The sequence below is a fragment of the Paenibacillus sp. UMB7766-LJ446 genome (genome assembly GCF_030226665.1).
GTDB classification, from domain to species: Bacteria; Bacillota; Bacilli; order Paenibacillales; family Paenibacillaceae; genus Paenibacillus; species Paenibacillus vandeheii.
Genome location: NZ_JASOYM010000002.1, coordinates 585,632 through 598,561, shown reverse-complemented (window position 1 = coordinate 598,561; position 12,930 = coordinate 585,632). Strand labels below are relative to the sequence as shown.

Here is a 12,930-nt window from a genome sequence, read left to right as displayed (position 1 = left end):
CCCCACTCTACGTTATCGAATCCTATATTCGTCGAAAAATCTTGGAATGATTTCGGTGGACGCGCCAGGCATTTCGGGAAGGATGTACATGCCGTTCCGGACGGTGGCCGGCTCGACGAAGATGTCCCGAATCCACGGAATGTATTCCAGCATAATTGATCCCGGAGTCGCAGCCACCAGATGCTGGTGAATTTGCCCCATATCCCCGACATGCGGACAAATCGGAACGTCGTACGAAGCGGCCAGTCCCGCCACCTGAAGCCACTCCGTGATACCAGCGACGCGCGTGACGTCGACCTGACAGTACTCGATTGCACCTTGATGAATGTAATCCCGGAAAGCGTATTTGGTATACACATGTTCGCCCAGCGCGATGGGAACGTTCAACTCGTCCGCCAATTTTTTATGCCCCATGATGTCGTCCGGATTCAGCGGCTCCTCCAGCCAGAACAAATCGAACTCCTCGAGCTTCTTGCCCCATGTCATGGCCGTGTTGATATTCCATTGCTGGTTCACGTCGATCATGAAGATGACCTTATCGCCAATCGCCTTCCGTACTGCCTTCACCCGGTCGTAATCCTCGTGGGGATCCGGTTTGCCGACCTTGATCTTGACGCCGGTGAACCCTTGTCCTACGATTTCCGTAACATCTTTCAGCAACCGTTCCTTCGACCAATTCAGCCAGCCTCCGTTCGTGTTGTACGCCTTGATGCCCTTATCCTTATGGCCACCCAGATACTGCCACAACGGTTTGTTCGATGCCTTCGCCATGATGTCCCACAGTGCGATATCAACGGCTGCCAGCGCCATGTGAGTAGTGCCGGCGCGACCGATCCAATGCATCTTTCCAAAACGAAGCGAGTCCCATATCGCTTTTACCATAAAAGGATCCTTGCCGATCAATTCCGGCGCGTAGTATCGGTCGATCGTCTCCACGATCATATCGTCTCCGTGTGCGCAAGTACCCGTATATCCGTAACCAACAAACCCCTCGTCCGTAAAAATCCTCACTCCAGCCAGTCCCCAATGCGTTGCCGCGTTGATGGCATCGGTGATTGGCGGATTGATCGGGACATGCAAAACAAACGTTTCCACTTTGGTGATTTTCATCTTGGCTCTCCTTCATCCCATTCTTAATAGCCGAGCGAGGCGCCTCCGTCAACAAGAAGTGCGGTTCCCGTAATAAATGCCGATTGATGGCTTGCCAAATACAATACCGCCCGCGCCACTTCCTCCGGAGTCGCAGGACGTCCCAATGGATGCATGTCGTTCAAAGCCTGAACTGTCGCTGCCGGATCGTCCTGCCTCTGCGTCCATTCCTGTAGCAATGGTGTCATGACTCCGGCCGGACAGACGCAGTTAATGCGGACACCGTCGGCCGCAAAATCCAATGCGAGCGATTTGGTCATGGCGATAATCCCGCCTTTGGTTGCGGAGTATATGGGATTTTGCTGCTGTCCCACGAGACCGTTCAGCGAAGCCATGTTGATGATCGTTCCTTTGCTCCGTCTCAAATGCAGAATCGAATGTTTCGTTACGAGAAACACGCCTTTCAAATTGACCGCTATGACTTTGTCGAACTCCGCTTCTTCAATATCTTCCAGTCGCTTCGGCATAATCACTGCGGCGTTGTTGAGCAGAACGTCTATGTGGGCGTAAGTTTCCAGCGTCATCGCCACCATGAGCTCGACATCTTTCTCCTTAGACACGTCCGTTCCAACAGCGATCGCTCGCGGGGGCCCGTTTGGCTTCGGATACCGGTCATTGATCATGGCGGCGACTTGCTGCGCTTCCTCCTCGTTCCAATCCGCAATCACGACAGATGCCCCTGACTCTGCGAACATTCGGGCGCACTCCTTGCCAATTCCGGATCCACCTCCCGTAATTATTACCGTTTTATCCGCTAAACACATGGAAGTTCCTCCATTCCACAATGTGAACTCAACCGACGATCTATTCGTTTATGAAAGGCGATCTACTATTCTTTAACTGCTCCAATTACCATCCCTTTAATGAAGAAACGCTGCAGGAATGGATATACGGCTAAAATCGGAAGCGATCCAATGAAGATTTGCGCCGCCTTCACCGTTCGATCTGAGATATCATTGAGCGCATGAGGATCGAGTGACATTCTGGATAAATCAACCTGAACGATGATGGATTGAAGAAGTGTCGCAAGCGGCCAATTGTTCGGCTGCGTCATATAAATCATGCCGTCAAACCAGGAATTCCAATGCCCCACCAACGTAAACAACGACAGAGTGACGATGGACGGCATTGATATAGGAACAAAAATCTGGAACAGCGTCCGATATTGCGAAGCTCCATCAACAACGGCCGCTTCCTCCAGTTCCCGTGGGATATTTCGGAAGAAGTTCAGCATGAGGATAATATTCCATACGTTTACCGCAGTTGGCAATATGAGCACCCATATCGTGTTCAGCAGATGAAACTGTCTCATCACGATATATACCGGTATGAGTCCGCCGCTGAACAGCATAGTGAAAACAAAAAACCAGGTATACATGTTTTTTCCCCGAAAAGTACCGGCAGGTTTGGATAAAGGGTAGGCAGTAATGAGGCAGAGGATCATGCCGATCACTACGCCGCCAATCGTCCGGATAACCGAAATATATAAAGCTCTGCCGAATTGCGCGTTGCCGAAAGTCTTGTAATAGGCGTCAAGTGTAAAATCTATCGGCCAGAAGCGGACCAGGTTCGCACTGGTAGGCGCTTTGCCGCTAAACGAGACCGCGAGAATATGAAACATGGGCAGGACACACAGCAGTGCCATCAGACAAAGAACAGTAACGATAATCGAATAACTGATGCGATAAGACAATGATTTATGGTACAATCCAATACCCTCCTAAAACACACGATAATTCGCTTTTTTATAAGCGATCCAGTAAGCCGACACGATCAACACGAAACTGATCACGGACTTAAACAACCCAACTGCCGTCGCGAAGCTGAAGCTTCCGTTGATAAGGCCGACACGATAGACGAAAGTATCGATGATATCGCCTTTGTCATAGACGAGCGGATTGTAAAGGTTAAAAATTTGATCGAAGCCCGCATTCAATACGTTTCCAAGCGCGAGGGTAAACATGACAATCACGATAGGCATTGTTGCTGGTATCGTAATATGAAGTGTTTGTTTCCATCGTCCGGCGCCATCCATTTCGGCAGCCTCGTACAAAGAGGGATTGATACCTGTTATTGCTGCCAAGAAAACGATCGTACCGAACCCGAATTCCTTCCAAACGTCGCTGACAACAGCGGTCGCCCGAAACCAATTTCCGTCTCCCAGGAATTGAATAGGCTTAACCCCAAACCATTCAATCAGTTGATTTATTAATCCGTGAACGGACAAGATGTCGGTCAGAATTCCGCCGAGGATTACCCAAGATAGGAAATGCGGCAAGTAAACCGTTGTCTGGATAATCTTCTTAAGCGAACTGTTGCGGATTTCGTTAAGAAGTAACGCGAAGACGAAAGGTACGATCAAATTAGCAATCAATTTCAGAACGGCAATAATTAACGTATTCCAAATAATTTGAATGCTGTCTTCCCTCTGAAACAGATCGACGAAATGCTTGAAGCCGACCCAGTCGGAATGCATAAAGCCGTGAACTGGCTTAAAATCCTGAAAAGCCATGACTAACCCAAACATCGGATAGTAAGCGAAAAGCAGAGTCAAAACCACGGCTGGGAAAAGTAAGACGTGATAAGGCGACAAGGACAATCGTCTAAACCTTTTTATTGACTTTTTGGGTACAAGTTGTTGTATACTCGGTTCATTCACTATTAAAGTCCCCTCCATCGACAATCCATTCTTTATGGTCTCATTGTATCGAGCTCAGGTTGGGGATAACAGAAGAAACATTTAAGCGCAATTATAATATCTTAAGCCTGTCAAGAGAGGGGGCATTTCGCGATGAGAAGAAAACCGATCTTTTATAAATTAGCTTTGTTGATCGTCGTGCTCCTGCTGCCTCTTGCAGCTTTAAATACGTATACGAACGAGGTTTCCGATAAGGTCATCCGTCAACAGATTGAAGATTCGACCTCCTCTCGCTTGTCCCTCTTTACCAAACAGCTCGACTCGAACATCGAGCAATTGAATATGATTTCGGGTTACATTTTACGCGATCCTACAGTCAAGGAAATGAGTGTCATCTCATTTGACAGCGAGATATTCGACCGTGTCAAGACCATTGCAACGGTTCAGGAGAAGATGGGACTGCTCTCATATTCCAACAAGTGGAAGAACGAAATTTCCTTATATTTCCCCCCGCAGAAGCTAGTTATTACTCCTGGCAACGTTCGGGCTCTCCTACCCGACGAATTAAAAACCGCTGTAGATCGTAATTGGACATACCGTCCCCATATGAAGACTAATGTTAACGAGGGTGGGTTTTATCGCAGCCTCTCCCAACTTATTTCAAGTAATAGGAGTCTCGACAATTCGTCTTATGTTGTCGAAGTGGGATTCTCCGAGAACAATATCAAGACCATGCTCGATCAATTTAAATCGAATAATAAAGGGGATCCCTTCCTCTTCAATCCCCAAAGTCAACTCCAAATCACCAATCGATCTGCAGAAATAAGCCAAATCAAAAGTCTGAGTTCCACCTTGTCGGAACACTCGGAATTAAGCCTCCTTCTGAACAACGAAATGAAGATTAATGGCAGTAACTATTTCGTTAGCTCCACGCCTTTAAGCCTTCAAGGCTGGTATTTGATTGACTATATCCCACTAAAGGAAGCGCTTTCTTCCGTTGCTTTTAACCGGAATTTATTCTATATGTGCATAGCTCTTATCGTTCTTCTCGGCTTGGTCGGGGTGGTCTTCCTCTATCGGAGCGTTCAAGTGCCCATTACCCGATTGGTGAAAGGTTTACGTCGCGTCCAGATAGGGGATTACACCGTCAGGTTTCCGTCACTCGGACGCAGCGAATTCGATTTTGTATATCAACGCTTCAATGATATGGCAACCGAAATTCAAGATCTTGTGGATAAAGTCTTAAGCGAGCAGATTCATTCAAAAGAAGCTACGCTGCGCCAGTTACAATCTCAGATCAATCCGCACTTTCTCTATAATTGCCTGTACTTTATCAAAAACATGGCGAGCATGGGCAGAGAAGATCTGATCGAACAAATGACCGTGAGCCTTGCCGAATTTTTCCGTTATACGACCCGGACTGAAAAACGTCTCGCCAACGTGGCGGAAGAAACCGAATTTATCGAGCATTATTTAAAAATTCAACAACTGCGGATGCCTAGACTGAGCTTTGACATAAGCATTGATCCTACCATGCTTGACATTCCTCTTCCAAGACTAACCTTGCAGCCTTTGGTAGAAAACGCGATCGTACATGGCATCGAACAAAACATCGGTTATGGGATCATTAAGATTACCGGTACGAGCGTGAAAGGGCTGAATACCATTCATGTCGACGATAATGGCGAAGCTTTGGGGGAAACGATAATCAAGCGATTAAACGACCAATTGCAGAAGCCTTTGGATGATAAGACAGGAGTAGGTATTTGGAATGTTCATCAAAGAATCGTACTCGAATTCGGAGAAGAGACCGGACTTTCTTTCCATGCTTCTCCTCTCGGGGGATTACGCTCGACCATTCAATGGGTTATCAAAGACAAGAAGGAGAATGCCATATGATACGCGTCTTATTAGTCGATGATGAAGTATCCGTTGTGGACACGCTGCAAGCCGTGATTCCTTGGGAACAGCTGGATGTTCATGTCGTTGAGGTTGCCTACTCCGCCATGGAAGCATTGAATACGCTGGAGCAACACCCCTTCGATCTGCTTGTCACCGATATCCGAATGCCCAAGATATCGGGTATTGAATTAGCCGAACAAGTTCGAAGCCGTTGGCCGTATATCAAATGCATTTTTTTGACGGGATTTACGGATTTCGAATATGCCAGACAGGCTATACAGAATCAGGTAGTCGACTACATCGTGAAACCTGTCGCTAACCATGCCTTCTGCGAAAAGCTTCGAACGATCATAGACCAAATTAAGAAGGAGTGGGAAGATAACCACATCCGGCAATTGGCCGAATATACTTTAAGAGAAAACATCCCTTTGCTCCGTCATAACTTATTGCGAAGCCTCCTTCAATCGCAATCGCGCGCTTTGGTTAATTTAGACAAACAGTTAATCACGCTTGAGCTTCCGTTTAAGACCGATCGTACAGCTGCGCTTCTGCTAATCAAGCTTGAAGGCGAACTCGCGGCTGCCGACTTCTACAGTCAATCTCTATACGAATACAGCCTAACCAACATTGCTCAGGAAACTTTCCAAGATCACTTCTCCGTGTGGTACTGTATGGATCCATTGGGTTATCTTATTATGGCAGTAACTCTCAATGACGAACACGCAGGATCTAGAGAATCCGAAGCTACCTCATGGCTGATCCGGGACGTCGAGCAACTTCGTGTTCACGTGGAGCATTATTTAAAGGGGACGGTTTCGGTGCTTGTCGGATCATGGCGAAGCTTTCCGGAAGGCATCCAACAAGGGTATCAAGAGCTCCTCTCCATGTTGCATAAATATGTCGGAATGGAGCACGATTTCATTGTCGTTGTGCAGGAGCATGAGAAAAACCAATCCTCTATTCGCGGCATACATCGCTTGTATGAGCCTCCGACACTTAGCCACCTCCTGGAAGCCGGCTTGTGGGATCAGGGCGCGGAGAAGCTGGAGGATGTTTTCGCAGAACTGAAGCAGCGGTTTTCCGAATCCAGAGAACATTTGTTGGAGGCCGGTAATATCCTCTCGGCCACATTCATTCATATCGCTCACCACTTTGGACAACCGCTGTCAGAAATCGCGGGTAACGATTATGATCGAATGTACGATCCTCGTACATTCCAGTCTTTGGCACAGCTTAAAGAATGGTCTGTACGAATTCTCGGCCGGCTGCGTAAAGAATCCGAGAATGAACAGAATACCAAGAGATCGTTGCTTATTCGAAGCATTCATGAATTTATCGACCTTCATCTTGCCAGCGATATCTCGTTGCAAACGGTAGCCGATCATGTCGGTCTTCATCCTGCCTACCTGTCGGCCATTTACAAGAAAGAAACGGGATTGAACTTAACCGAGTATACTCTGCAACAACGAATGCAGAGAGCCTCCGATATGTTGTTGCACTCCGAATTAAAAGTATACGAAATTACCGAACGGCTCGGTTATCAGCACCCGCCTTATTTTATTAAAGTGTTCAAACAGTTTTATGGCGTCACTCCCCAAGAGTTTCGGGAACCCAGTCAAAACAAGAAAAGTTGATTCTAAGTACAGCCTCTATGTTTCTGCTTCAATTCAAAAAAAGAGAGGGGCACCCCTCTCTTCTCCCTGTCTAACAGCCTTCCAGAGTAACTGCAAGCGTCTCAGGGCTCCTTGGATAAAAAAACAGACAATCTTCTCAACTGCTCAACCGTAGTCTCCGACATGGTACCATCCTCATAGATCCCAACATTGAGTGTAACGGCACCCCCGTTGATACGGCATTTCCTTACATAGGTGAACAATTCATCATCCGAAAAGCGTGGCGGTGCAATCTCTCCGGGCTTTTCGGCATGTATCCAAAAGCAGTCCAGAAAAGTAAGCGCATGCCATTGCATATAAAACGTAATCGGCTCGGAAGGGAGATGCGTAAGCTCATTCATCTCCCCAGCCGTATAATCCTGTTGCGCGCATATCGGCAGAAAACTTCCAACACCGTTGTTGAACGTCACTAGAGCATCTGAGTTGCCTGAACGGGCGGCCTTGACCCATAAAGGGTAATCGAAGCGCGAATTGTCCCAATCCTCGGTCCGCATCCATGGATGCTGGTCGTAGCAGCCATCAAACCACCAGCCGGACAATCGATCGTCTAACGACCGCGCCCACTCCTGAATCACGTCCATATAACGCTTTTGAAACGTCTGCTTCCGGTTACCTCCCATCTCCCATCCTAAAGCTGTCCGCAATGCTTCATCCGAGATATCCACCTCGGAAGGCAGGTAAGCCAGGAAGTGCTTGTCCGATTTCTTAAGCCTTTCCGCGATTTCTCCTGCAAGGTCCCGCCTGGAGCATCTATCCGGGATAAATCGGTCTAGCACCTTATTCGGTGAGCAATAAAAGCCGGTATTTTGACCAAGCGTGAAGATCAAATAGTCGGCCCCCGTAAATTAGAACTGTCTCCAGAAATCGTCCAAGCGAAAGCTGTCGACCTTCCGGTTCCAGTCCTTGATCGACACTCCCGTTCTGGGTTGCGTTGAAGAAAGCCAATGTACCATGATACCGAATCGCCCATCCCTTAGCCAGGCTGTTCGCCGTTCAACATCCGCTAATCTTGTTTCATCCATTCGTCTGCCTCCGAGATCTTAAAAGACAGCGAACCGATAAGTTCGCTATCCTTTATACTGTTATATGTTATTTACCCATTGCCGCCTTGTACCAGTCGTTGACCTCTTGGGTGATTTGATCGCCTCCTGAAGATTTCCACTTGGCGACAAAATCGTCGAATGCTTCGATCGGCTCTTTGCCATAGATGATTTTCGTATATACTTCGAGTTCCATTTTTCTTAAGGCTTCTTTCTTCTCTTTCATCGTTGGCGTTGGAGAGCCCATAAATTCATTCTTGATGCCGGCATCGAGCTGGGACTGGATGACGGCGGCGGGCTTAAAGGCACCCTGAGACGTCATGTTCGCCAAATCGAAGGAATCGCGCGGCGCTCCTCCTCCCGACAAGTAGGCAAGCGAATCCAAATTGCGGTCGGGACTTTGTGGAAACCCGCTAAACATCATTTTGTCAAAGCGTATGTCGTTTGATTTCATTGGTTTTCCGTCGTTATCCAGCGTGTAGTCGTACCCTTCCTGAAAGCCGAACTCCACGTCCGACCCCTTATCCCTATCGCTATTTTCCAACCCTTTATTGAGCAATACCATGACAGCATCGGGATGACTGTATTTTTTATTGATGAGAACGATGTTATTAAGAGCCTTTCCAGTCGTACGTCCCGCTTTCCCGTCAGGTCCAACTGGCAGCGGATAAGGGGCAATGGTTGCGCCAGGCACATTTTTCGTCAAATCCGGGAGCGGCCAGATCGGCAGCCAATAAGGTCCCGAAATCACGCCGGTCTTGCCGGATGTAACACTTTCAGCTGCCTTCGACGAATCATGGATCGCAATTTCAGGATCAATGTAGCCTTTCTGATACCAATCCCGAAGCGTAGCGAGCGCTTGCTTTGCTCCAGGCTGTATGGATCCGTAATGAAGCGAGCCATCCGGACCTTTCATCCAAGTTTCCGGAATCGTGCCATAAGCGCCAAATATCCAATCCGTGCTGGCAAAACCTGCAACAAAGCCATCTTTTGTCCCGATCGACAGGCCGTACGAATCCTTTTTCCCGTTTCCATCCGGATCCTGGTTTGTAAATACATCCAGCATATGGGATAGATCATCTAACGTCTTCGGAGCACTTAGATTGAATTTCTTCATCCAATCGTCTCTGATATATAACGTATTATCGTTGCCATAAGGGTCGCTAGCCAATGGAATTCCATACTTCGTGCCATTCATTGTAGCTTGCAGCCAAATTTCCGGATATTTCTCTGAAATCGCTTTGTATTTTTCTGAAGCGAATTTATTAAATACTTCGGATACATCCATGAATTGGCCGGTTTCAATTAATTGGCTGACGATTTGCGGATCCCCAGCGGCAACGACATCCGGCAATTCTTCGCCCGATGCGATCGCCAGCGTCATCTTGGTATTGCAGGCACCATTGTCATTTAAGGATGTCCAAACATATTGAATGTCAATACCAAGATGGTCCTTGAACCACTTTGTAGCCGGGTTGTTCGTTTCATAGTTTTCGTCGCTGTTTTTAAATTTCGTATCGGCACCGTAGCAGCCATAGGTCGTCATCTTAACCGGTTCGGTATATTTACCGTTTTCGAACGGAGCGCTGTAACCGTTTTTATACAGTTGAGCCGGGTCTGTTGCAGCCTGTTCGCTTGATTGATTGCCATAGCTGCTGCATGCACTTAACAACGCCACTAGAAGTGTTACTGCTGTCAAGAACGCGAATTTACTTGATTTCTTCTTCTGCATAGCTTATCCCCCATCTTATTGTTTTGTTTGAACACAACTTCAATATAGCTTGACGATATGAACTCAAACAGAAGAATGATTTAACGGCGATTAAACTATTTTAAGGTGGTTAAGCAGGATAAGCATGCCGAAATCTCCTTCAAGTATTGCCTAATTTCTTAGGAAGACGGGCCATACGGGCTCCGTTTCGAAATCAACCGCCACGACGCTGTTCCATTCGTCGCAATCCTCCTGCTTCAGGTCGATCCACAGCCGTTTCACATGATGATCTCCCATGATTCCGCCGGTGGAGCCAACCGTCACTTCCGTCCGATAAGCTAACGACTGCCCTGTCCGAAGCAGTCTGACGTCCTTCACCTTTCCGCCGAGCTCGCGCAGCTCCAACGGGAAACGCGGAAGGTCGCGTACATGCAAATAAACGCTGTTCGCCTTGACGGTCATCGGTCCGTAGAAGCATGGCGGATAATGCTCTGGAATTCGCTTCGTTCCGTAAATGCTTTCGCCGGAATGTTTCAGCCAGCTCCCGATCTTGCGAAGTCGTTCTACCGCCTCCTCCGGCCATGTTCCATCCGGACGAGGGCCGACGTTCAGCAGGAGATTGCCGCCTTTCGCCGTGACTTCCAGCAGGGTGTTCAGCAAGGTGATTGGGCTTTTATAGGTTGCAGGGTCAGCGTGATAGGCCCACTGATGATTCATCGTCATACAGGTTTCCCACCACTCTTCCGGCGGATGAAGCGGGACGAACTGCTCCGGCGTTGCGTAATCCCCGGCATCCGGAAGTCGGTCGTTCATAATGAGGTGAGGCTGCAGATTCAACATCATTCGCTTCACTTCGTGGCTCCGCCAGCGGTCGGCTCCGAAGCCAGGCACATCGAACCATAGGAGATCGATACGGCCGTAATGGGTCAGCAGTTCACGCAGCTGCTCCACAAAACGCTTATGGAATTCCCACCACCGCGCTGGATCGTAGACATTCGGCTTTGGCGACTGAATGTTTTTGTCGATCGGAATCGTCGCGAAATCAGGATCATGCCAATCGATGGTCGTAAAATACAGGCCCACCTTAAGCCCTTCATTTCTCACCGCCTCCACGAAGGGAGCGATCAGATCGCGCTTCGGACCTCTTTGGACGGCATTGTAATCCGTCGTTTTCGTATCGAATAAACAGAATCCGTCATGGTGTTTAGCCGTCAGCACGACGTACTTGGCTCCAGCCTCTTTCGCATTTCGAGCCCATTCAACGGGATCGTAAAGGGCAGGATTGAATTCGTCGGCCATGCTTTCATAGGTTTCCGCGTCGATATGCTGGCTATGATCGGACATGAGCGGCCAGGAGGCCTCAATTTCCCGTACGGAATACGGACCCCAGTGGATAAATATACCGAATCTTGCCTCGTCAAACCATTGTGCTTCCGGATGTGTCGCTTTCATGATCCTCTCTCCATTTCTGTTCTTAGTTTAAGCGCTGGCATATTTGCTGACGATCTTATCGATCTCGTCTTTAGCCCGGACCAATGCTTCTTCTTCCGTTAACTTGCCGGATAGGCATTCGCGTAGAGCCATCCACAAAATATCCTCGGTCTGCGGATACTCGGCAAACTTCGGCGGGATCACGACACTCGACGCCATCGTCTCTTCCAGCAGCGCCCAACGCAGCGCATTCAGCGCGCCTGGCCGTGAAGTCTTCATTTGTTGCATGATGGAAGCCCGTACGGGGACATGTCCATATAAAGCGTCAATCGCTTGCGTATTTGCCGATGTCATGAATTTTAGCAATTGTACCGCCTGCTCCGGATATCGGGAAGCTGCCGTCACCGCGAAGGAATGACTTCCGCAGTAGACAGCTCGCCTTCCGGTCGACCCGGCTGGCGTTAGCGATAGTCCGTACCGTTCATAGACCGGAGAGGCTGGTTGCTCCATCAACTTGTAATAACCCGGCCAGTCGGTGACCATCATGCTGTGACCGTTGCGAAAGCACTCGGATACCTCGTCATAGTGCATGTCGGTCAGTTCGGGCGGCGTCAAACCCTGCTGGTATAGCTCCTTTAAAAAACGCAGTGCTCTAACGCCCGCCTCGCCGGAAAAAGCCGGCTGCAGCTGTTCGTCGAACAGTACCCCTCCCTCGCTTATAAGCAATTCGAAGAAGGTGCCGAACAAGCCCGATTCTTTGCCCGGAAATACGAACCCCGTATACCCGGCCGCTTTGGCCCGTTCGGCAGCTGCCCGCAGTTCCTCCCATGTTTGCGGCACGGCGAGTCCAAGTTCCTGAAACCGATCCGTCCGGTATATCAGCAACCGCGCATCAAAATTACGAGGGACGCTCTTCAACTGGCCATCAACGCATGCAAGCTGAATAATCGAAGGAGCAAAATCGGAAAGTTCTTCTTCCGCATAAAAAGGATCCAGAGAGAGCAGGAAGGGAGCCTGCGAAGGCGCATACTTGGTATGCGTAGATATAAGATCGTAGCTGCCCCCGTCTGCTTCAAATTGTTGCTTCACATGCCGATTCAGCTCGGGATGCGTGCCGCGGTATGCGATGTGGACTTTATTTCCGGTCATGCGCTCGAATTCTTCCATGCACTTATATAGAGGTCTATAAGAAGGGCCATCGACCAACGCAACCCGTAAAGCAACGGTATGCAAACGAATCACTCCTATATTTTTTATGGACAACATTAATATAGTCCGACCGTTCATCGTCGAACAGAAGAATGATTTAATGGCCATTAAACTATCTTAAGGTACGTTTGCCGAAAAAAAGGCCAGTCAAATCAAGGATTCGATCTGACTGGCCAT

General features: G+C 48.5%; 11 protein-coding genes. 2 read left to right on the top strand and 9 right to left on the bottom strand.

Annotation, left to right across the window (positions count from 1 at the left end; genetic code table 11):
* Positions 1-12 precede the first annotated feature (12 nt).
* From QP794_RS07440 to QP794_RS07425, 4 genes are all read right to left on the bottom strand, one after another.
* On the bottom strand, positions 13-1,110 hold the full coding sequence (locus tag QP794_RS07440) for a mandelate racemase/muconate lactonizing enzyme family protein (RefSeq protein WP_285075636.1): 1,098 nt from the start codon (positions 1,108-1,110) through the stop codon (positions 13-15).
* A 23-nt stretch (positions 1,111-1,133) separates the two neighbouring features.
* Positions 1,134-1,913 carry an SDR family NAD(P)-dependent oxidoreductase gene (locus QP794_RS07435; protein ID WP_285075635.1) on the bottom strand — a complete coding sequence of 260 codons (780 nt, stop codon included), beginning with the start codon at positions 1,911-1,913 and terminating at the stop codon, positions 1,134-1,136.
* 65 nt (positions 1,914-1,978) lie between these two features.
* The gene (locus QP794_RS07430) at positions 1,979-2,857 is read right to left on the bottom strand and encodes a carbohydrate ABC transporter permease (protein ID WP_285075634.1); all 879 of its coding nucleotides are present in this window, start codon (positions 2,855-2,857) and stop codon (positions 1,979-1,981) included.
* Positions 2,858-2,869: 12 nt separating this feature from the next.
* The gene (locus QP794_RS07425) at positions 2,870-3,826 is read right to left on the bottom strand and encodes an ABC transporter permease (protein ID WP_483311878.1); all 957 of its coding nucleotides are present in this window, start codon (positions 3,824-3,826) and stop codon (positions 2,870-2,872) included.
* Between the two features lie 114 nt (positions 3,827-3,940).
* On the opposite strand from QP794_RS07425, the gene QP794_RS07420 reads away from it, so the two are divergent.
* Both QP794_RS07420 and QP794_RS07415 read left to right on the top strand, forming a co-directional pair.
* Positions 3,941-5,686 carry a sensor histidine kinase gene (locus QP794_RS07420; protein WP_285075633.1) on the top strand — a complete coding sequence of 582 codons (1,746 nt, stop codon included), beginning with the start codon at positions 3,941-3,943 and terminating at the stop codon, positions 5,684-5,686.
* Complete coding sequence (locus QP794_RS07415) at positions 5,683-7,323, top strand: response regulator (protein WP_285075632.1); 1,641 nt, start codon at positions 5,683-5,685, stop codon at positions 7,321-7,323. Before QP794_RS07420 ends, QP794_RS07415 begins: the two co-directional genes overlap by 4 nt.
* 101 nt (positions 7,324-7,424) lie before the next feature.
* Here QP794_RS07415 and QP794_RS07410 read toward each other — a convergent pair whose 3' ends face one another.
* From QP794_RS07410 to QP794_RS07390, 5 genes are all read right to left on the bottom strand, one after another.
* The gene (locus tag QP794_RS07410; RefSeq protein WP_285075631.1) at positions 7,425-8,189 is read right to left on the bottom strand and encodes an alpha-L-fucosidase; all 765 of its coding nucleotides are present in this window, start codon (positions 8,187-8,189) and stop codon (positions 7,425-7,427) included.
* A gap of 18 nt (positions 8,190-8,207) precedes the next feature.
* Positions 8,208-8,384 (bottom strand): hypothetical protein, encoded by a 177-nt coding sequence (locus QP794_RS07405; RefSeq protein ID WP_285075630.1) that lies wholly within the window; start codon positions 8,382-8,384, stop codon positions 8,208-8,210.
* 67 nt (positions 8,385-8,451) lie between these two features.
* Positions 8,452-10,134: an extracellular solute-binding protein gene (locus QP794_RS07400; RefSeq protein ID WP_285075629.1), complete on the bottom strand. Its 1,683-nt coding sequence runs from the start codon at positions 10,132-10,134 to the stop codon at positions 8,452-8,454.
* Between the two features lie 150 nt (positions 10,135-10,284).
* Positions 10,285-11,565: an alpha-L-fucosidase gene (locus tag QP794_RS07395; RefSeq protein ID WP_285075628.1), complete on the bottom strand. Its 1,281-nt coding sequence runs from the start codon at positions 11,563-11,565 to the stop codon at positions 10,285-10,287.
* A 27-nt stretch (positions 11,566-11,592) separates the two neighbouring features.
* Positions 11,593-12,831: an extracellular solute-binding protein gene (locus QP794_RS07390; RefSeq protein WP_285075627.1), complete on the bottom strand. Its 1,239-nt coding sequence runs from the start codon at positions 12,829-12,831 to the stop codon at positions 11,593-11,595.
* Positions 12,832-12,930 lie beyond the last annotated feature (99 nt).